The sequence below is a fragment of the Ensifer sp. CCNWLY38 genome (assembly GCF_037120565.1).
Lineage (GTDB): Bacteria > Pseudomonadota > Alphaproteobacteria > Rhizobiales > Rhizobiaceae > Ensifer > Ensifer adhaerens_H.
Genome location: NZ_JBBBBO010000013.1, coordinates 181,781 through 201,142 on the forward strand (window position 1 = coordinate 181,781; position 19,362 = coordinate 201,142).

At 63.0% G+C, this 19,362-nt stretch carries 16 protein-coding genes; 5 read left to right on the plus strand and 11 right to left on the minus strand.

The genetic code is table 11. The features are described from left to right. Nucleotides 1-102: 102 nt before the first annotated feature. Nucleotides 103-906: a 2-oxo-hept-4-ene-1,7-dioate hydratase gene (gene hpaH / locus V7S54_RS25900; protein WP_065374715.1), complete on the plus strand. Its 804-nt coding sequence runs from the start codon at nt 103-105 to the stop codon at nt 904-906. A gap of 33 nt (nt 907-939) precedes the next feature. On the opposite strand, the gene V7S54_RS25905 is transcribed toward hpaH, so the two are convergent. From V7S54_RS25905 to gcl, 4 genes are all read right to left on the minus strand, one after another. Continuing rightward, nucleotides 940-2,208 carry a glycerate kinase type-2 family protein gene (locus V7S54_RS25905; RefSeq protein ID WP_065374714.1) on the minus strand — a complete coding sequence of 423 codons (1,269 nt, stop codon included), beginning with the start codon at nt 2,206-2,208 and terminating at the stop codon, nt 940-942. A gap of 227 nt (nt 2,209-2,435) precedes the next feature. Beyond that, the gene (glxR, locus tag V7S54_RS25910; RefSeq protein WP_058322531.1) at nt 2,436-3,320 is read right to left on the minus strand and encodes a 2-hydroxy-3-oxopropionate reductase; all 885 of its coding nucleotides are present in this window, start codon (nt 3,318-3,320) and stop codon (nt 2,436-2,438) included. Between the two features lie 5 nt (nt 3,321-3,325). Then, nucleotides 3,326-4,141: a hydroxypyruvate isomerase gene (gene hyi / locus V7S54_RS25915; protein ID WP_058325994.1), complete on the minus strand. Its 816-nt coding sequence runs from the start codon at nt 4,139-4,141 to the stop codon at nt 3,326-3,328. 64 nt (nt 4,142-4,205) lie between these two features. Then, nucleotides 4,206-5,990 (minus strand): glyoxylate carboligase, encoded by a 1,785-nt coding sequence (gene gcl, locus V7S54_RS25920; RefSeq protein WP_065374713.1) that lies wholly within the window; start codon nt 5,988-5,990, stop codon nt 4,206-4,208. A gap of 170 nt (nt 5,991-6,160) precedes the next feature. On the opposite strand from gcl, the gene V7S54_RS25925 reads away from it, so the two are divergent. Further along, the gene (locus tag V7S54_RS25925) at nt 6,161-6,982 is read left to right on the plus strand and encodes an IclR family transcriptional regulator (protein ID WP_058322583.1); all 822 of its coding nucleotides are present in this window, start codon (nt 6,161-6,163) and stop codon (nt 6,980-6,982) included. Between the two features lie 112 nt (nt 6,983-7,094). Here V7S54_RS25925 and guaD read toward each other — a convergent pair whose 3' ends face one another. Together guaD and V7S54_RS25935 are read right to left on the minus strand one after the other, a co-directional pair. Continuing rightward, nucleotides 7,095-8,447, minus strand: coding sequence for a guanine deaminase (guaD, locus tag V7S54_RS25930; protein WP_065374712.1), 1,353 nt, complete (start codon nt 8,445-8,447; stop codon nt 7,095-7,097). Further along, the gene (locus V7S54_RS25935) at nt 8,444-9,682 is read right to left on the minus strand and encodes a urate hydroxylase PuuD (RefSeq protein WP_065374711.1); all 1,239 of its coding nucleotides are present in this window, start codon (nt 9,680-9,682) and stop codon (nt 8,444-8,446) included. Before V7S54_RS25935 ends, guaD begins: the two co-directional genes overlap by 4 nt. Before the next feature lie 147 nt (nt 9,683-9,829). On the opposite strand from V7S54_RS25935, the gene V7S54_RS25940 reads away from it, so the two are divergent. Beyond that, a complete protein-coding gene (locus tag V7S54_RS25940; RefSeq protein ID WP_065374710.1) occupies nt 9,830-10,744 on the plus strand; it encodes a LysR family transcriptional regulator in 915 nt (304 codons plus the stop codon). 106 nt (nt 10,745-10,850) lie between these two features. Here the strand turns inward: V7S54_RS25940 and V7S54_RS25945 are convergent, their stop codons facing one another. Next, nucleotides 10,851-11,777 carry a LysR family transcriptional regulator gene (locus tag V7S54_RS25945; RefSeq protein WP_336409014.1) on the minus strand — a complete coding sequence of 309 codons (927 nt, stop codon included), beginning with the start codon at nt 11,775-11,777 and terminating at the stop codon, nt 10,851-10,853. Between the two features lie 94 nt (nt 11,778-11,871). Between V7S54_RS25945 and V7S54_RS25950 the strand changes: the two genes are divergently transcribed. After that, a complete protein-coding gene (locus tag V7S54_RS25950) occupies nt 11,872-12,678 on the plus strand; it encodes an NAD(P)H-dependent oxidoreductase (protein WP_336409013.1) in 807 nt (268 codons plus the stop codon). A 4-nt stretch (nt 12,679-12,682) separates the two neighbouring features. Here the strand turns inward: V7S54_RS25950 and xdhC are convergent, their stop codons facing one another. From xdhC to uraH, 4 genes are read right to left on the minus strand one after another with little or no spacing between them, the layout of a single operon-like run. Further along, nucleotides 12,683-13,549, minus strand: a complete 867-nt coding sequence (gene xdhC, locus V7S54_RS25955) for a xanthine dehydrogenase accessory protein XdhC (RefSeq protein WP_336409076.1) — start codon at nt 13,547-13,549, stop codon at nt 12,683-12,685. A gap of 18 nt (nt 13,550-13,567) precedes the next feature. After that, nucleotides 13,568-15,907 (minus strand): xanthine dehydrogenase molybdopterin binding subunit, encoded by a 2,340-nt coding sequence (gene xdhB / locus V7S54_RS25960; RefSeq protein ID WP_336409012.1) that lies wholly within the window; start codon nt 15,905-15,907, stop codon nt 13,568-13,570. An 11-nt stretch (nt 15,908-15,918) separates the two neighbouring features. Next, nucleotides 15,919-17,397: a xanthine dehydrogenase small subunit gene (xdhA, locus tag V7S54_RS25965; protein WP_336409011.1), complete on the minus strand. Its 1,479-nt coding sequence runs from the start codon at nt 17,395-17,397 to the stop codon at nt 15,919-15,921. A gap of 3 nt (nt 17,398-17,400) precedes the next feature. Beyond that, the gene (uraH, locus tag V7S54_RS25970; protein ID WP_336409010.1) at nt 17,401-17,772 is read right to left on the minus strand and encodes a hydroxyisourate hydrolase; all 372 of its coding nucleotides are present in this window, start codon (nt 17,770-17,772) and stop codon (nt 17,401-17,403) included. Between the two features lie 172 nt (nt 17,773-17,944). Between uraH and puuE the strand changes: the two genes are divergently transcribed. Next, on the plus strand, nt 17,945-19,360 hold the full coding sequence (gene puuE, locus V7S54_RS25975; RefSeq protein WP_336409009.1) for an allantoinase PuuE: 1,416 nt from the start codon (nt 17,945-17,947) through the stop codon (nt 19,358-19,360). Nucleotides 19,361-19,362 lie beyond the last annotated feature (2 nt).

Consider the following 19,362-nt stretch of genomic DNA (forward strand, 5'->3'; position numbering starts at 1 on the left):
CTGATGCTGGCAAGCCAGCCGATCTGACTAGCACAAGACGACCGGTGCCCGCGTGACTGCCTTGGTGTATCGTGAGACACGCTGGAGTGGAGGGGCCGGACCATGCTGAATGCAACCGAGATCGCCAAGGCTGCCGAAAGCCTGCATCAGGCAGAGCAGGATCGAAAACAGATCGGGCTTCTGTCGCTCAAGCATCCCGACATGACTGTCGAAGACGCCTATGCGATCCAGGCGGCCTTGGTCAGGCGCAAGCGCGACGACGGCCACCGCATCATCGGCTGGAAAATCGGCCTGACGTCCAACGCCATGCAACAGGCGCTGGGCATCGATACGCCGGATTCCGGCGTGCTCTTCGACAACATGCTGTTTGATGATGGCGCAAGCATTCCGGCCAACCGGTTCATCCAGCCACGGGTCGAGGCGGAAATCGCCTTTGTGATGAAGGCCGGGCTCAAGGGCCCGCGCGTCAATATCGTCCAGGTGCTGAACGCCACGGACTATGTGATGCCGGCGCTGGAAATCCTCGACAGCCGTATCGTTCGAACAGACCCGAAAACAAAGAAGGCGCGCACCCTCGTCGATGCGATTTCAGACAATGCCGCCAATGGCGGCCTCATCCTCGGAGGTCGGGCGGTGCGTCCGGATAGGGTCGACATGCGCTGGATGGGCGCGATCGTCTCGCGCAATGCGGTGATCGAGGAGACGGGGCTCGCAGCCGGGGTCCTCAACCATCCGGCTCGCGGCATCGCCTGGCTTGCCAACCGGCTGGCGCAATGCGGTGACGCGATCGAGCCCGGTCAGATCGTGCTCTCAGGCTCCTTTATCCGCACGCTCGAGGCCAAGAGCGGCGACACGATCGTCGCCGATTTCGGCGCCTATGGCTCGGTGAGCTGCCACTTCGCGTAACGCGAACAGTGGCTGGCTACGCACACGCCCGTTTCACTGCACCAGGATGGCGCGGAAATCGTTGACATTGGTGCCGGTCGGCCCCGGCTTGAAGAGATCGCCGAGTGCATTAAACGCTGTCCAGCTGTCGTTCTTCTGCAGCAGCGCTGCCGCATCGAGCCGTTGGGCAACGAGCCTGGCGATGGTCGTATCATCGGCAAAGGCGCCGGCATTGTCCTCCGAGCCGTCGATGCCGTCGGTGTCGGCGGCAAGCGCCGATACACCCTTGGCGCCATCGATACCAAGCGCCAGCGCCAGCAGGAATTCGCTGTTGCGACCGCCCTTGCCGGCACAACGGATCGTCACCGTCGTCTCTCCACCCGAGAGAACGACGACGGGCTTGGTGAACGGCCGGCCGCGACCGGCGACCTCACGGGCGATCGCCGCGTGCACGCCGCCAACATCGCGCGCCTCGCCCTCGATCGCATCGGAAAGAATGATCGCTTCAATGCCCGCGGCACGCGCCTCGGTAGCCGCAGCCTCGAGCGAGACGGACGCGGACGCGATGAGCCGGACTTCGTTTCGGGCAAAGCGCAGATCGTCAGGCGACGGCGCGGCGCTATTCGGGCTTTTTATCCAAGCCATGACATTGGCGGGCAAATCCAGGCTGTAGCGCTCGATCAGCGTCAGCGCATCCTCGCGAGTGCTCGCATCGGCAAGCGTGGGGCCGGAAGCGACCAGCGCCGGATCGTCGCCTGGAATATCGGAGACGATCAGCGAGACGACCTTTGCCGGATAGGCGGCGGCGGCAAGCCTGCCGCCCTTGATCATCGAGACGTGCTTGCGCACGGCGTTCATGGCGCTGATCGGCGCACCGGAGGCAAGCAGTGCCCGGTTGACGGCAATCTCGTCTTCCAGCGCCAGGCCGGGCGGAGGCGAAGGCAGAAGCGCCGAGCCACCGCCGCAGACGAGCGCCACAACGAGGTCGTCCTCCGTCAGCCCGCTGACTTCGGTGAGCAAACGCTTCGAGGCAAGTAAACCGTTCTCATCGGGGAGCGGATGCGACGCTTCGAGCACCTCGATCTTCTCGCAAGGGGCAGCGTAGCCATAGCGGGTGACGACCACGCCAGAAAGCGGGCCACCCCAATGGCGCTCGAAGGCCGCCGCCATCTGCGCCGCGCCCTTGCCGGCGCCGACGACCACCGTGCGCCCCTTCGGCCGCTCCGGCAGATTGGCCGCAATCACCTTTTCCGGGTCAGCCGCGGCAACGGCCGAGGTGAACAGGGTTTCCAGGAAGCGGCGTGGGTCGGTGATGGCTGGCATTTGTCTCCCCTTAGAGCACTTACGCAATTTCCGGGCGGAAAACCGCTTCACACTTTTCCTGGAATTGCTTGATGATGTCTCGGGCGGCGGTTCCTCCAACCGCCGCCCGGACACATGACCGGCCCGCACAATGGGTTGCCGGACGGATCATGTGCATTTCATGCCTTGCGCTTTTGAAGCGGCGCAATTCCGAACGGAAAGCGCTTCACACTTTTCCGGGTGTTGCGCTAGGCGACCTGGTGGTTCGCCATGCGCTCCAGCGCGCGCACGAGACCCGAGTGGTCAAGACCGCTGTCGCCGTTGGCGGCGCAGTTGTTGAAGAGCTCCTGCGTTGCCGCCGTGTTCGGCAGCGAGATGCCGAGCGACTTTGCGCCCTGGAGAGCCAGGTTCAGGTCCTTCTGATGCAGCGAGATGCGGAAGCCCGGGTCGAAGGTGCGCTTGATCATGCGCTCGCCGTGTACCTCGAGAATACGCGAGGAAGCAAAGCCGCCCATCAGCGCCTCGCGAACACGTGCCGGGTCGGCGCCGGCCTTGGACGCGAAGACGAGCGCTTCCGAAACCGCTTCGATCGTCAGCGCGACGATAATCTGGTTGGCAACCTTGGTGACCTGGCCGTCGCCGCAGTCACCAACGAGGGTGATGTTCTTGCCCATCAGCTGCAGGAGCGGCAGGGCGCGGTCGAAGCTTTCCTGGGCGCCGCCGGCCATGATCGAGAGCGAAGCGTTCTTGGCGCCGACTTCACCGCCGGAGACCGGAGCGTCGATATATTCGGCGCCGGTTTCGCGAACCTTCTTGGCGAATTCCTTCGTCTCGATCGGCGAGATCGAGCTCATGTCGATGACGAGCTTGCCCTTGGAAAGGCCATAGGCGACGCCGTTTTCGCCGAAGAGGACGTCCTTGACCTCAGGCGTGTCCGGCAGCATCAGGATGATCGTATCGACAGTCTCGGCGAGCGCCTTCGGCGTATCGACGAACTTGAGGCCGTTGTCGAGCAATTCCTGGCGCGGCGGAATGACGAACTTCGAGGTGACGATGGTGTGGCCGGCATCCTGCAGGTGGCGCGCCATCGGCGTGCCCATGATACCTAGTCCAATGAAACCGATTGTTGCCATGGTGCTTAACTCCTGATCTTGATGATGTCTGCAGATTGGGTGCGCTGGCGCTCGGTGCCGAGCCAGCCAAGGCCATCGGCCGTGGTGGTGCGCGGCTTGTATTCGCAACCGATCCAGCCGTCGTAGCCGGCCTCTTCCAGTGCGTCGAAGACGAACGGATAGTTGATCTCGCCGGTGCCCGGCTCGTTGCGGCCGGGATTATCGGCAAGCTGAACGTGGGCGATGCGGTTGGCAAAACGCTTGTAGGTGCCGACCAGTTCGCCTTCGGTCCGCTGCTGGTGGTAAAGATCGTACTGGATGAAGAGGTTGTCGCTGCCGACTTCCTCGATGATCGAAGCGGCCTGCCCCACCGTGTTCAGGTAGAAGCCCGGAATGTCGAAGCGGTTGATCGGCTCGATCAGCAGGCGAATGCCATGCTTGCCGAGTTCGGCCGCGGCGAGTTTCAGGTTCGCAACCAGCGTCGTGCGCAGAATGCTGTCGGACACGCCATCCGGCGCAATGCCGACCAGGCAGTTGACCTGCTTGCAGTCGAGCGCTGTCGCGTAATCGATGGCGCTTGCGACACCCTTGCGGAATTCGTCAACCCGGTCCGGCAGGATAGCGATGCCGCGTTCGCCGCGGGCCCAATCGCCAGCCGGCAGGTTGTGCAGAACCTGGGTCAGGCCGTGCCGCTGAAGCTCGGCCCGCAGGCTCACCTTCTCGAATTCGTAGGGAAACAGATATTCCACGCCTTCGAAGCCGGCCTTGGCAGCAAGGGCGAAACGATCGAGGAACGGCACCTCGTTGAACAGCATTGTCAGGTTCGCAGCGAACTTCGCCATGCGATGTCTCCTCCTTGTGTTTGTCTTTGGAGCGGATGCGGGCGGCGGACCGCCCGCATTTTGCTCAGTCGAGCAGGGCCGTGATTGCCGTCGGCACGTCTTCGCCGCGGAGCGCGAGTTCCTCGAACTCGACGACGGCATTGATGTCGGCGCCCATGGAGATGTTGGTGACGCGCTCGAGGATGAACTCGATGACGACGGGAACCTGGTGCTCGTCCATCAGCGCCCGTGCCCGATCAAAGGCCTCCTGGAACTCGTTCGGGCTGCGCACCCGGATCGCCTTGCAGCCGAGGCCCTCGGCAACCGCGACGTGGTCGACGCCGTACCCCTTCTCCGCATCGCCCGAGGCATTGATGTTGTCGAAGGCAAGGCTGACCTCGAAGTCCATGTTGAAGCCGCGCTGCGCCTGGCGGATGAGGCCGAGATAGGAATTGTTCACGACCACATGCAGGTAAGGCAGCTTGTGCTGGGCGCCGACGGCCAGTTCCTCGATCAGGAACTGGAAGTCGTAGTCGCCGGAAAGCGCAACGATCGGCCGGTCCGGATCAGCGGCGCGAACGCCGAGAGCCGCTGGCAAAGTCCAGCCGAGCGGGCCGGCCTGACCGCAGTTGATCCAGTTGCGCGGCTTGTAGACGTGCAGGAACTGTGCACCGGCGATCTGGCTGAGACCGATGGTCGAGACGTAGCAGGTGTCGCGGCCGAAGGCCTTGTTCATCTCCTCATAAACGCGCTGGGGCTTGAGCGGCGTCTGGTCGAAATGCGTCTTGCGCAGCATGGTGCGCTTGCGCTCGCGGCACTCTTCCGCCCAAGCAGACCAATCGCGCAGCTTGCCGGCCGTCTTCCACTCGGTCGCGACGTCGAGGAAGAGTTTCAGCGCAGCGCCGGCATCCGAGACGATACCGAAATCAGGCGCGAAAACGCGGCCGATCTGGGTCGGCTCGATATCGACGTGAACGAACTTGCGGCCTTCCGTATAGGTCGGGACGTTGCCGGTGTGGCGGTTAGCCCAACGGTTGCCGACACCGAGAACGAAGTCGGAAGCGAGCATGTTGGCGTTGCCGTAGCGGTGCGAGGTCTGCAGGCCGCACATGCCGGCCATCAGCGGATGGTCGTCCGGGATCGTGCCCCAGCCCATCAGCGTCGGGATAACCGGAACGCCGGTGATCTCGGCGAATTCGGTCAAGAGGTCCGAGGCGTCGGCGTTGATGATGCCGCCGCCGGCGACGATCAGCGGACGCTCCGCCTCGTTCAGCATGGCCAGGGCCTTCTCGGCCTGGGCACGCGTCGCCTTCGGCTTATAGGGCTCAAGCGGCTGATAGGTGTCCGGATCGAACTCGATCTCGGCGAGCTGGACGTCGACCGGCAGGTCGATCAGCACCGGGCCGGGACGGCCGGAGCGCATGATGTGGAAAGCCTTCTGGAAGACGAAGGGAACCAGCGCCGGCTCCATGACGGTAACCGCCCACTTGGTGACGGGTGCGGCGATCTTGGCAATATCGACCGCCTGGAAGTCTTCCTTGTCGAGACGGGCGCGCGGCGCCTGGCCGGTGATGCAGAGGATCGGGATCGAATCCGCCGAAGCCGAATAGAGGCCGGTGATCATGTCGGTGCCGGCCGGGCCCGACGTGCCGATGCAGACGCCGATATTGCCATGCTTGGCGCGGGTATAACCTTCGGCCATATGCGAGGCACCCTCGACGTGGCGGGCGAGAATGTGGCGGACGGAACCGCGGGCCTTCAGAGCCGAATAGAACGGGTTGATGGCGGCGCCAGGTACGCCGAAGGCACAGTCGATGCCTTCCTTCTCCAGAACATAAACAGCCGCGTCAACGGCACGCATCTTAGCCATGGGATTTCCTCCTATTTCCTGAAAACATAATCCATAATTTTTGATACGCAATACATAAATGGAAATCATTTCCATCATATGGAAATAAAGATTTTCAACAATTCGGAGAAAATCCCTCCGTGGCCTGATAGAGGATGATGGCGAGAGACGTGATTTGCGGAGAGGCTTCGATGGACGGCAACGGCAGGGGAAAACGCGGACGCAAGGCGGGCGAGAATGCAGCACCGTCATCCGTACAGGTGCTCGATCGCAGCCTTGCTCTTCTGACGGTCGTCGCCCAGGAGGACGGCTCGACCTTGACCCAGCTGGCCGACCAGACCGGGATGGCGCCTTCCACAGTGCATCGTCTGCTGACGACGCTGGCCGGCCACGGCATGGTCATGAACGACCCTGATACCGGCGCCTGGACCGTCGGCCTCAAGGCGTTCGAAATCGGCAACGCCTATCTGCGCTTCCGCAAGCTCGGAACGATCAGCCGCCCCTTTCTCAAGGGCCTCATGGAAGAAAGCGGCGAGACGGCCAATATCGGCATCGAGGAAGGCGGCGACGTCGTCTTCATCTCGCAGGTCGAAAGCCACGCACCGATGCGCGCCTTCTTCCGTCCGGGCCGCCGCGGTCCGGTGCATGCCTCCGGCATCGGCAAGGCGATCCTTTCGACCTGGTCGGACAAGGAGATCGCCCAGCTGCTCGGTGGCCGTGAACTCGCGCATTTCACCGACAAGACCCGCGACACGCTGCCGGCGCTCTTGAAGGACATCCAGGAAATCCGCCACCGCGGCTGGTCCGTCGACGACGAGGAGCACACGCTCGGCATGCGCTGTGTCGCAGCCCCAATCTTCAACGAATATGGCGAAACCATCGCCGGCATCTCCATCTCCGGCCCTTCCGTCCGCGTCAGCGACCAGAAGCTTTCGACCTTCGGCCCCATCGTGCGCGAACGCGCCGACGCCCTGACGAGGGCAATGGGTGGCAAACGGCCGGAAGACCTGTAACGGCCCAGACGAAAGCGCCGCGCATCGATCAAGACGCGCGGCGCTGGGAAATTCTGCTTTGAGTGCCATCGGTGTCCAGCCGACGGCGGATGAGGCGCAGGCGGCGTCCGCCCTATGCGGTCTCGAAGCTTCTCGTCACCGCGTTCGCGGTATCCCTGGTCGCGGTCGCGACACCCTTCATCGGCTTGCCCCCAACATAGGTTTCGGCCACCGACCGGTCGTCACCCATCGTCTGCAGGATAAAGAGCTCTTCCGCCAGCGAACCGGCGACCCGCATGCGCAGCTCCATCGACGGCTTGGCGCGGCTGTCCAGCACGACGATATCGGCATCCGCGCCAACATGCAGCGAGCCGATGCGGTCGTCGAGGTCCAGCGCCCGGGCATTGCCGAGGGTCATGCGGTAGAAGGAGTTGAACGGCGTCAGCCGCTGGCCTTGCAGGTGCAAGACCTTATAGGCCTCGTCCATCGTCTCCAGCATCGAGAAGCTGGTACCAGCACCGACGTCGGTCGCGACCGACCAGCGCGCGCCGAGCTTGTCGAAGCGATCCCTGTCAAAGAGACCGGAGCCGAGGAACAGGTTCGAGGTCGGGCAGAAGGTGCCGACCGCGCCTGTCTCGGCGAGAACCGAGATCTCGCGATCGCTCAAATAAATGCAGTGGCCGAGCAAGGTCTTGCGTGTCAGAAGGTCGTAGCGCGCGTAGATATCGGTGTAGTCCTTGGCCTCCGGATAGAGCGAGGTCGCGAAAGCGATCTCATCCTTGTTCTCGGAAAGATGCGTCTGGACGTAGCACTCCGAGTGCTCGGCGACGAGCGTGCGGCTCGCCTCCATCTGCTCCGGCGTCGAGGTGATGGCAAAGCGCGGGCTGATGGCGTAATGCGCCCGGCCGCGGCCGTGCCACTTGGCAATCAGCGCCTTGGTCTCGTCATAACCCAGTTGCGGCGTGTCGCGCAGCGCGTCGGGCGCATTGCGGTCCATCATCACCTTGCCGCCGATCATCAGCATGCCGCGGGCTTCCGCCGCACTGAAATAAGCGTCGACGCTTTCGGGATGCACCGAGCAATAGGCGACGGCCGTCGTCGTGCCGTTGGACAGGAGTTCGTCCATGAACCGGCCGGCGATGTAGTCGGCATGCTCAGGCTTCCGGAACTTCTGTTCCTCGACAAAGATGTAGGTGTTCAGCCATTCAAGAAGCTGAGCACCATAGGAGGCGATCGCCTGCGTCTGCGGGAAGTGCAGGTGCGTGTCGATCAGGCCTGGCAGCACCAGATTGGGGCGGTGGTCCGCGACCTTGACGCCGGCGCCGGCGCGGCGGGCGACTTCGGCATGATCGCCGATATCGGCAACCTTGCCGCCCCGCACCAGCACGGCGCCGTCTTCGAAATAGCGATAGGAGGCGGTATCGTCGATGCCCTTGGGCTCGTCGACAAAGGTCAGGACGCGGCCGCGGATCAGCAAATCGGTCATTGGGTCTTTCCTCCTTTCACCACGGATTCGTACCAGGCGACGAGCAGTTGCCGCTCCTCGTCCGATACGCCGGTGACGTTGGCGGGCGGCATCGCATGCGAACGGCCGGCCTGCAGGTAGATTTCACGCGCGTGATTGGCGATCTCGGTGTCGGTCTCGAGCGTCACGCCCTTCGGCGGCACGACGATACCTTCCCAGCCCGGCTCCTTGGCATGGCACATCGAACAGCGGCCGAGCACCGTGTCGCGCACCTTCGGAAAGGCTTCCGCGGTGACGAAAGGCTGCTGTGCGGCGGAGATCTTTTCCTCTGCGCCGCCGGCAAGGATCTTCGGCACGGTCGAGAGCCACATGATTGCGACGAAGAGCAGCGCGGTGACGAGCCAGGTCCAGGTCGGGTTGCCCTTGTCCGCGTGGCGGGTGTTGAAATAGTGGCGGATGGTAACGCCCATCAGGAAGACCAGCGAGGCGATGATCCAGTTGTACTGAGTGCCGAAGGCCAGCGGATAGTGGTTCGACAGCATCAGGAACAGAACCGGCAGCGTCAGGTAGTTGTTGTGGGTCGAGCGCTGCTTGGCGATCACGCCGTACTTGGCGTCCGGCGTGCGGCCGGCGATCAGGTCGCCGACAACGACCTTCTGGTTCGGAATGATGATGAAGAACACGTTGGCCGACATGATCGTGGCGGTGAAGGCGCCGAGATGCAGGAAGGCGGCGCGGCCGGTGAAGAGCTGGGTGTAGCCCCACGCCATGCCGACCAGAATGAAATACAGAAGCACCATCAGCCTGGTGTTGTCGCGACCGAAGGGTGACTTGCAGATCGTGTCATAGGCGAGCCAACCGAAGCCGATCGAACCCAGCGAGATGGCGATCGCCACCGGCTTCGAGACGTCGAGCACGTTCGGATCTATCAGGTAGAGGTCGGCGCCGGCATAGTAGACCAGGCAGAGCATGCCGAAACCCGAGAGCCAGGTGACGTAGGACTCCCATTTGAACCACACCAGGTGCTCGGGCATGTTGGCCGGCGCAACCAGGTACTTCTGGATGTGGTAGAAGCCACCGCCGTGCACCTGCCACTCTTCGCCATAGGCGCCGACGGGCAGGCCGGGATGCTTCTTCAGACCGAGGTCAAGGGCGACGAAGTAAAAGGACGAACCGATCCATGCAATGGCGGTGATGACGTGCAGCCATCTCACGGCAAAGGTCAGCCAATCCCAGGCGATGGCATAGTCGTACATGCAATTCTCCCATTTCTCCTCAGGCCATTATGTGTCATTGCTGGAGGTCGCGGGAACGTCGCTGCTTCACCAACACTTTCAAAAAAATCTATAAAATAGCGACGCAATGGATAGGCTAGAGAGAAGCCGGAGGAGTGGGACGGAGGCATGTCTTATCTGGACAATGTGCGCGTCTTCGTGCGCGTCGTAGAGCTTGGAACCCTGTCGGCGGCCGGTCGCGACCAGCGCGTGACGCCGGCGGTTGCAAGCAATAGAATCAAAGAGTTGGAACGCCATATGGGCGTTCGCCTGTTCAATCGGACGACGCGCAAGCTGACCCCGACAGAGCACGGCCGCGTCTTTTACGATGGCGCGGTGAAGATCCTCGAAGCGGTCAACGAGGCCGAAAATGCGATCGCCGATCTCTCGCGAAATCCGAAGGGGGCGCTGAAGATTACCGCTCCCTTGGGGATAGGTCGGCGCCTGATTGCATCGGGCATTCCCGAATTCCATGACAAGTATCCCGACATCGAAGTGCGGCTTCGCCTGTCGGATCACAACGTCGACATCCTCTCCGAAGGTGTCGACGTCGCCTTCAAGCTCGGCATCCTCGAAGATTCGAACCTGCGCATGCGCGGCATCATGAACTGCGAGCGCGTGGTCTGCGGGTCGCCCGCCTATTTCGAGAAGCGGGGCATCCCCCAGACGCCCGACGCGCTGATCGCCGACAAGCACGACTGTCTGCTGCTGCGCTACCCAGGCTCGAAGGAGTATTTCTGGACGCTCCAGACCATGGAGGGCGTGCGCAAGCTCGAGGTGACCGGCCCCTATGATTCCGACGACGGCGACGTACTCACCCAATGGGCGCTCGACGGTCGCGGCATCATCAACAAGCCGCTCTTCGAGGTGAAAAGCCACATCAATTCCGGCGCACTTATGCCGATCCTGACCGATACCCCGCCGCTCAGCGTGCAGTTGGCGGCGATCTATCCACACAAACGTTTCCAGGATCCGAAGGTCAGGTTGATGATCGACTACATGGCCGAGCGCTGTCAGCGCTTGATCGGCAAGGCGCTGGAGTAGCGCCTAGAGCGCCGTGCGTTCAGACGAACGCACTAAGGACGATCTAGCACTTTGATTCTAGAGCATCTTGTCCGCTTTCAGTGATTCCACTTGAAAGCGGGATGCTCTAGCCTCTCGTCTTCTCAATGCCGGCAATACCGCCGACCTGCTCGACGAGAAAGTCGACCAGGAGGCGAACCCGCGCGATACCTGCGCGCTCGGGCACGATCAGCAGGCTGAGCGGCACCGAAGGCAACCTGTAGCCCGGCAGGATCGGCACGAGCCGACCACTCGCCAGGAGATCGTCGACGAGCCATTGGTGTGTCGGTGCGATGCCGCGCCCGGCGACAAGCGCCTCGCGGGCGGCAAGCCCGTGGTCGACGAGGAAACGCCCGCCAAAAGGTACCGCGTGGCTGCGACCGTCTGCTCCTTCCAGCGAGATCAGGTCACTGCCTGCGACGTTCGACATGCGGATTCCCTCATGGGCAACGAGGTCGCGCGGGGCAGCCGGGCACCCACGCGCCTCCAGGTAGGAAGGGGCAGCGACGAACAGACGACGGCTTTCGCCAAGCACCCGGAGCTTCATGGAGCTGTCAGTGAGCGGCCCGAGACGCAGCGCGATATCGACCCCTTCCCGCACCAGATCGATCCGCTCGTCGGTCAGGCTGAGATCGACCTCGATATCAGGATAACGATCCTGAAAGGCGAAGATCAGGCGGGTTGCGTGCAGGACCCCGAAGGCGGCGGTGCAGGACACCCGGATAGTCCCGGCCGAGGCGCCGCGGGTGCTGCGCGCCTCGTCGCCTGCCTGGTCGACCAAGCGTAGGATCTGGATGCTGTTGGCATAGTAACGACTGCCTTCGTCGGTCAGCGTGACCCGCCGGGTGGTGCGGCTGAGCAGGGGCACGCCGACGGCTTCCTCCAGCTCCCGCAGATGCCGCGTAACGCTCGACTGGCCGATGCCGAGTTCGCGGGCGACGGCCGACAGGCTGCCGCGTTCGGCGACGCGCACGAAGGTGCGCATGCGTTCCAGCGTCACATCCGATTTATCCATTTTTCGGCTTAATCATATCCATCTTGGATATCTACCGCATGGACAAGCGGCGGTCTACCTAAAGTCTCAGTTCACGACTGAAGGATTGCCGACCATGAAAGTTCTGCTTGTCTATGCCCATCCCGAACCGCGTTCGCTGAACGGGACGCTACGCGATGTCGCCGTCAAGGCGCTGGAAGCCGAGGGACACGAGGTGCGCGTCACCGACCTCTATGCCGAAGGCTGGAAATCCGAGATCGACCGCGCCGATTTCCCCACACTCATTCCGGATGCCCGGTTCAAGCCAAGCCGTGCCTCGAAGGAAGCCTTCGCGACCAATACCCTGACCGCTGATGTCAGGGCCGAGCAGGAAAAGCTGCTATGGGCCGATACCCTGATCCTGCAGTTTCCGCTGTGGTGGTACTCGATGCCGGCAATCCTGAAAGGCTGGGTCGATCGCGTCTATGCCTACGGCTTCGCCTATGGCGTCGGCGAACACAGCGACAAATACTGGGGCAAGCGGTTTGGCGAGGGAACGCTCGCAGGAAAACGCGCCATGCTGGTGGTGACAACAGGTGGCTGGGAAGAACACTACTCGCCGCGCGGGGTCAACGGACCGATCGACGACCTCCTGTTCCCGATCAATCACGGCGTTCTCTATTATCCCGGCTACGACGTGCTTCCGCCTTTTGTCGCCTACCGCGTCGACGGTCTTGACGAAGCCGATTTCGAAGCGACGGCCGAACGGCTGAGGCAAAGGATGCGCACGCTAACAACCACTGCGCCTATTCCCTATCGCCGGCAGAATGGCGGCGACTACCTGATCCCGACCCTTGAACTGCGTCCAGATATCGAAGCCGCAGACGCGCGCGGCTTTGCGCTTCACCTGAACGGTGCGATACACCAGGGCAATAGCGCCTGAGCCTTTAGCGTGCAAACTTCGCGACAGCCGGACGACGCGGGCTATCGGGTTGGGCCGGCTGCCGGAAATTCAGCGCCGCCGCCATGACTTCCGCGGCGGCGAGCGCGGCGATGACGGCCGGCCGCTTGTCCTTAACCGTCGTGCCGCCAATCGGGCAGACGAGCCGGTCGAAAAGATCCGGGCGGCCGATCTCACGCGACAGCCAGTTCTTGAAGGTCCCGCGTTTCGTCTTCGAGCCGATCATGCCGACATAGGATGCGTCGTCGCGGCGAAGCGCCTCGGCGGCGATGAGGAAGTCGAGCGCATGGTCGTGAGTGAGGATGACGAAGGCGCTGCCGGGCGGGGCATCGCGCACCACCGCCTCCGGCATCGCCGTCAGGCAGGTCTCGATGCCGGGAATGTCGGCAACAGCCGAAAGCTCGTTTTCGCGGGTATCGATGAGAACGGTGCGGACCGGAACCAGGGACAGCGCCATGGCCAGCGCATCGCCGACATGGCCGGCGCCAAAGACATAGACATGCGGCCGGCTGGCGATTTCCAGGTCGCTGCGTTCAATCAGCATGGCGGCTTTCTCCCGATCGATGCGTGTAAAGGCGAGCGCCACGCGCCCGCCGCAACACTGGCCGATCTCCGGACCGAGCGGGATGGTCATTGCCTCCAGCGCGTCGCCGCGCTTCAGCGCCCGCCGGCCATGGTCGATCGCCATGTATTCGAGTTGGCCGCCGCCGATCGTGCCGAAGAGGCTATCGGTGGCGACGAGCATCCAGGCATCGGTGTCGCGCGGCGTCGAGCCCGCAGCACCGGTCACTTCCACGAGCACGCAATCCGGCTCGCGTCGGAGAAAGTCCCTGATATCCTCGCGGCTCGCCACCATGACAATCAGCCCCTGTTACCCTTTCTGCCTCGCGGCCGCCCGCAGCCGCTCGATCGCCATCAGCACCCGTTCCGGCGTCGCCGGCGCATCAAGGCGCGGTGCTATACGATACTCCGCAACACTGGCCGCCGCCATCGACAAGGCCTCCAGAACGGAAATGCCGAGCATGAACGGCGGTTCCCCGACCGCCTTCGAACGGCGGATGGTTTCCTCACGGTTGACCGACCATTCGGCAAGCCGTGTGTTGAAGACGCGTGGCCGATCCGACGCAAGCGGGATCTTGTAGGTCGAAGGCGCGTGCGTGCGCAGCCGACCCTTGGCATCCCACCAGAGTTCTTCCGTCGTCAGCCAGCCCATGCCCTGAACAAAGGCGCCTTCCACCTGGCCGAGGTCGAGCGCCGGGTTCAGCGACCGGCCGACGTCGTGCAGGATGTCGGTGCGATCCACCTGGTATTCGCCAGTCAGTGCGTCGACGCTGACTTCGGAACAAGAGGCGCCATAGGCATAGTAGAAGAACGGCCGGCCCCGGCCTTCCGCGCGGTTCCAGTGGATCTTCGGCGTCTTGTAGAAACCGGCCGCCGAAAGCTGGATGCGGGCGCCATAGGCGATCTTGATGAACTCGTTGAAACCAAGGCGTTCGGCGCCGATGCGCACGGTGTTCGGCTCGAAAGCGACGTCGCTCTCGGCAACGTTCCAGCGCTCGGCGGCGAAACGCACGAGCCTCTCCTTGATCTGCTGGGCGGCGTTGGCGGCCGCCATGCCGTTGAGGTCGGAGCCGGAGGAGGCAGCCGTCGCCGAGGTGTTCGGCACCTTGCCGGTCGTGGTCGCCGTCACCTTGATCCGGTCGAGGTTGACCTGGAATTCATCGGCAACCACCTGGGCGACCTTGGTGTAGAGCCCCTGCCCCATCTCGGTGCCGCCGTGGTTCAGATGGATCGAGCCATCCGTATAGACGTGCACCAACGCACCGGCCTGGTTGTATTCGGTCTTGGTGAAGGAGATGCCGAACTTCACCGGTGTCAGCGCGATGCCGCGCTTGACCACATGGTTTTCGCGGTTGAAGGCGATCACCGCCTCACGACGCCTGGCATAGTCGGCCGAGGTTTCCAGTTCCTCGATGATCCGGCCGATGATGTTGTCTTCCACGGTCTGGTGATAGGGCGTGAGGTTTCGCCCCTCGCCGCCGTAGAAGTTCAGCTTGCGGATTTCGAGCGGATCCTTGCCGACGGCATAGGCGATCTCCTCGATCATGCGCTCGCCGCCGACCATGCCCTGCGGACCGCCGAAACCGCGGAACGCGGTGTTGGAGACCGTATTGGTCTTCAGCGGCCGCGAGCGCAGGCGCACGTTCGGATAGAAGTAGCAATTGTCGGCGTGGAAGAGCGCGCGGTCGGTGACCGGACCGGAGAGGTCGGCCGAATAGCCGCAGCGCGCCGAGAAGACCGCGTCCACCGCCTCGATACGACCTTCATCGTCGAAGCCGAGCTTGTAGTCGACATGGAAGTCGTGGCGCTTGCCAGTCGCGCTCATGTCGTCGTCGCGATCAGGCCTGACCTTGACCGGGCAGCGGAATTTCTTGGCAGCAACCGCTGCAACCGCTGCGAAAATGTTGGCCTGGGTTTCCTTGCCGCCGAAACCACCGCCCATGCGGCGCACGTTGACTGTCACCGCATTCGACGGGACGCCGAGCACGGTCGCAACCATGTGCTGCGTTTCTGCCGGATGCTGCGTCGAAGAATAGACGAGAACTTCGTCGTCCTCGCCGGGGATGGCAAAGGAGATCTGCCCTTCCAGATAGAAGTGGTCCTGGCCGCCGATGCGCATCTCGCCCTGGAGAATGTTCTTCGACTTGGCGAAGCCGACCTCGATGTCGCCGCGCTCGAGTTTGAGCGGGTCGATTACCAGCGGATAGTTGGCGGCCGCAGCTTCCAGCACGTCGGTCACATGCGGCAGGTCGCGGTACTCGATCTTGACCTTGGCCGCCGCGCGACGCGCCGCCTCCCGCGAGGTGGCGATGACCGCGAAGATCGGCTGGCCGTGGAACTCCACCTTGTCGGTGACGAAGATCGGCTCGTCGTGCTTGTGGGCGGGACTGATGTCGTTTTCGCCTGGAATATCGGCCGCCGTCAGGACGCCGATTACGCCTTCGCTGCTCGACACGGCTTCGAAATCGATCGACAGGATGTCGGCATGCGCCCGCTGCGACAGGCCGAGATAGCCGTGCAGTGTGCCCTGGGGTTCCGGGATGTCGTCGATATATTCGGCCGTACCCGACACGTGCTTGTGGCCAGATTCGTGCCGTTCCTTTTCGTGCACGCCGCCGCGGATGCGGTCGATGGGTTGCATCACGTTCATGGCTTCCTCCCTTAAACCGCGACAGCGATGGTGCGGTCGAGGCGGATCCGGCCGCCCGACTGCGTTTCGAGATAGAAACGGCGAAGCAGGTTTTTCGCCACCAACTGGCGGTACTCCGCCGACGCACGCCAGTCGGTGAGCGGCGTGAAGTCCTCGTCAAACGCCGCGACCGCGCGCTCGATCGTGTCCTCGTTCCATTCTGCGCCCTTCAGCGCCGCCTCGACATTGGCGGCCCGCTTCGGCGTGCCAGCCATGCCGCCGAAGGCGATGATCGCGTCGGTGATCCGACCGGCGTCGAAGGCGATGTTGAAGCCGCCGCAGACGGCGGTGATGTCCTCGTCCAGACGCTTCGTCACCTTGTAGACGGCGACACGGGCGTTGTCCGAGACGAACGGGATGCGCACGGATTCCACGAATTCGCCGGGCTCGCGATCCTGCTTGCCATAGGCGATGAAGAAATCCTCGAGCGCCACAGTACGGCGACGGCTGCCCTTGCGCAGCGTGATCGACGCGCCGAGCACGATTAGCGCCGGCGGCGTATCCCCGATCGGCGAGCCGTTGGCGATGTTGCCGCCGACGGTGCCCATGTTGCGGACCTGCTGGCCGCCGATGCGGTCCCACAGTTCCGTCAGTTCGGGGAAGTGCTCGACGATGACAGGGTAGGCTTCGGCATAGCTGACACCGGCGCCAAGCGTCACGCCATCCGCATCGACCGTGATCCGGCGCAGCTCTTCGAGATGGGTCAGGTGAATGACCGGCGAGATGTCACGCATGAACTTCGTCACCCAGAGCCCGACATCGGTCGAGCCGGCAACGATCGTCGCCTTCGGGTTGGCTTCGAGTACCGCCGCGAAATCGTCGACCGAGCCCGGAAGGATGAAGCGTTCGGCCTCAGAACCGATTTCCACGCGACGGCCATCCTGCAGGGCAGCCAATTCTTTGGCGATCCGATCGCGTTCGGCGACCAGCGGATCCTTGCCGACATCGCCGATCGTCGAGATCGCTTCGGCCGCGCGGATAATCGCAGCATAGCCGGTGCAGCGACAAAGGTTGCCCTGCAGCGCCTTTTCGATTTCGGCGATGGACGGTTTCGGGTTCTCCATCCAGAGGCCATAGAGCGACATCACGAAGCCCGGCGTGCAGAAGCCGCACTGCGAGGCGTGCGTGTCGACCATCGCCTGCTGCACCGGATGCAGCGGACCGGCCGGCTGTGCCAGACAATCCACCGTCACGATATGACAGCCATCGAGCGAGCCGACGAAACGGATGCAGGCATTGACGGATTCATATTTGAGCTTGCCGTCGAGCAGCCGACCAACGAGGACCGTGCAGGCGCCGCAGTCGCCCTCTGCGCAGCCTTCCTTAGTGCCCTTGAGATTGCGGTCGATGCGCAGGAAATCGAGTAGGGTCTCGACCGGTGAGACGTCCGCGAGCTCGACCAGGCGGTGGTTCAAGAGAAAACGGATGGTGTTGCGGATCTGGATCGTCATTGCTCAGCTCCCGCGGTAAGTGGAGTAGCCATAGGGCGAGAGAAGCAGCGGCACGTGATAGTGCGCGCCGTGGTTATCGATGCCGAAGCGGATCGGGATCACATCGAGGAACGGGTTCTCGCCGCGCTTGGCTGCCCCGCCGAGATAATCACCTGCGTGAAAATGCAGCTCGTAGGTGCCCGTCTGCATGCGCTCGCCGCTCAAAAGCGGCTCGTCGCAGCGGCCATCGTCATTGGTTTTGACGGATTTAATGTGCGTCTGGCGCTCGCCATCGACCCGGTAGAGCTCGATGCGCAGCCCCTCGGCCGGCTTGCCGCTTGCCGTATCCAGCACGTGCGTCGTCAAACGGCCGGCGTTTCCACCATGAGATTGCATTCTGTTCACTCCTCCCGAAGTCAGCTTTCCACCTCGCAGTATTCCGGCAATCCGGCTCGCTTGGTAGCGAGCGGATCATTCGAGACTTTCAAAATTTTTGGGGGGAATGGCTCGAAACAAACGCCGCTAGAAATTGGATGCAGAGACGAAAATGTCTGGAGGAGCTGCTTTGATGAGATACCCCCGCGATCTTCACGGCCACGGCCCGAACTTTAAGATCACATGGCCAGACGGCGCGCGCATCGCCGTGCAATTCGTCATCAATTACGAGGAAGGCGGAGAGAACTGCGTGCTGCATGGCGACGCAGCCTCCGAAGCGTTCCTGTCGGAAATCGTCGGCGCGCAGGCCTGGCAGGGCCAGCGCCACTGGAACATGGAATCGATCTACGAATATGGCGCGCGCGCCGGCTTCTGGCGGCTGCACCGCATGTTCACCGAGCGCGGCGTGCCGGCGACGGTCTATGGCGTCGCCACCGCGCTGAAGCGCTCACCGGAACAGGTCGCCGCCATGCAGGACGCCGGCTGGGAAATCGCCTCGCACGGCTTCAAGTGGATCGAGCACAAGGATTTCTCGCCAGAGCGTGAGCGCCAGGAGATCGCCGAGGCGATCCGGCTGCACACGATCGTTACCGGCGAGCGTCCGCGCGGCTGGTACACCGGCCGCTGCTCCGAAAACACACTCGATCTCGTCACCGAAGCTGGCGGCTTCGACTATGTTTCCGACGCCTATGCGGACGACCTGCCCTACTGGCATGAACATGCCGGGCGCCATCAGCTCGTCATCCCCTATACGCTCGACAGCAACGACATGCGTTTTGTCACACCGCAGGGCTTCAACAGTGGCGACCAGTTCTTCAGCTACCTCAAGGACAGCTTCGACGTGCTCTATGCCGAAGGCACCGCCGGTGCGCCGAAGATGCTGAGCATCGGGCTGCACTGCCGCCTCGTCGGCCGTCCCGGCCGCGCCGCAGCACTGGCCCGTTTCCTCGAGTATGTGCAGGGCCACGAAAAGGTCTGGCTCGCAAAGCGCGTCGACATTGCCCGCTACTGGGCCGAGACCTATCCCTTCAAGGCTTGGGACGATCGCCCGTCGCGGCTCTCTGAAGAAGAGTTCGTCGCCAGGTTCGGCGGCGTCTTCGAACATTCGAAATGGATTGCAAAGCGCGCCTTCCAGGGTGAGCTTTCACCCGCCAACGACACCGCGCTCGGTCTTACAGCCGCACTCTCCGCCGTCTTCCGCGAAGCCTCCGCGGAGGAGCGGCTTGCCGTTCTGATCGCCCACCCGGATCTCGCCGGCAAGCTGGCGCAGGCGAAACGCCTCACCGAGAGCTCGACCAACGAACAGGCCTCCGCCGGGCTCGATGCGCTGACCGACGCAGAGCGCGAGCGCTTCACCACGCTCAACACGGCCTATGTCGAAAAGTTCGGCTTCCCGTTCATTCTCGCGGTCAAGGGACGCACCAAGGGCGAAATCCTTGCTGCCTTCGAAAACCGGGTCGAAAACGATCGTGAGACGGAGTTCGAGACGGCGTGCCGACAGGTGGAACGGATCGCCTATCTGCGCCTCAAGGACATGTTGCCGAGCTGAGG

Excerpts from the sequence above, each read along its gene's own strand:
- hpaH (WP_065374715.1), top strand. The coding sequence starts at position 103 with ATGCTGAATGCAACCGAGATCGCCAAGGCTGCCGAAAGCCTGCATCAG.
- V7S54_RS25905 (WP_065374714.1), bottom strand. The coding sequence starts at position 2,208 with ATGCCAGCCATCACCGACCCACGCCGCTTCCTGGAAACCCTGTTCACC.
- glxR (WP_058322531.1), bottom strand. The coding sequence starts at position 3,320 with ATGGCAACAATCGGTTTCATTGGACTAGGTATCATGGGCACGCCGATG.
- hyi (WP_058325994.1), bottom strand. The coding sequence starts at position 4,141 with ATGGCGAAGTTCGCTGCGAACCTGACAATGCTGTTCAACGAGGTGCCG.
- gcl (WP_065374713.1), bottom strand. The coding sequence starts at position 5,990 with ATGGCTAAGATGCGTGCCGTTGACGCGGCTGTTTATGTTCTGGAGAAG.
- V7S54_RS25925 (WP_058322583.1), top strand. The coding sequence starts at position 6,161 with ATGGACGGCAACGGCAGGGGAAAACGCGGACGCAAGGCGGGCGAGAAT.
- guaD (WP_065374712.1), bottom strand. The coding sequence starts at position 8,447 with ATGACCGATTTGCTGATCCGCGGCCGCGTCCTGACCTTTGTCGACGAG.
- V7S54_RS25935 (WP_065374711.1), bottom strand. The coding sequence starts at position 9,682 with ATGTACGACTATGCCATCGCCTGGGATTGGCTGACCTTTGCCGTGAGA.
- V7S54_RS25940 (WP_065374710.1), top strand. The coding sequence starts at position 9,830 with ATGTCTTATCTGGACAATGTGCGCGTCTTCGTGCGCGTCGTAGAGCTT.
- V7S54_RS25945 (WP_336409014.1), bottom strand. The coding sequence starts at position 11,777 with ATGGATAAATCGGATGTGACGCTGGAACGCATGCGCACCTTCGTGCGC.
- V7S54_RS25950 (WP_336409013.1), top strand. The coding sequence starts at position 11,872 with ATGAAAGTTCTGCTTGTCTATGCCCATCCCGAACCGCGTTCGCTGAAC.
- xdhB (WP_336409012.1), bottom strand. The coding sequence starts at position 15,907 with ATGAACGTGATGCAACCCATCGACCGCATCCGCGGCGGCGTGCACGAA.
- xdhA (WP_336409011.1), bottom strand. The coding sequence starts at position 17,397 with ATGACGATCCAGATCCGCAACACCATCCGTTTTCTCTTGAACCACCGC.
- uraH (WP_336409010.1), bottom strand. The coding sequence starts at position 17,772 with ATGCAATCTCATGGTGGAAACGCCGGCCGTTTGACGACGCACGTGCTG.
- puuE (WP_336409009.1), top strand. The coding sequence starts at position 17,945 with ATGAGATACCCCCGCGATCTTCACGGCCACGGCCCGAACTTTAAGATC.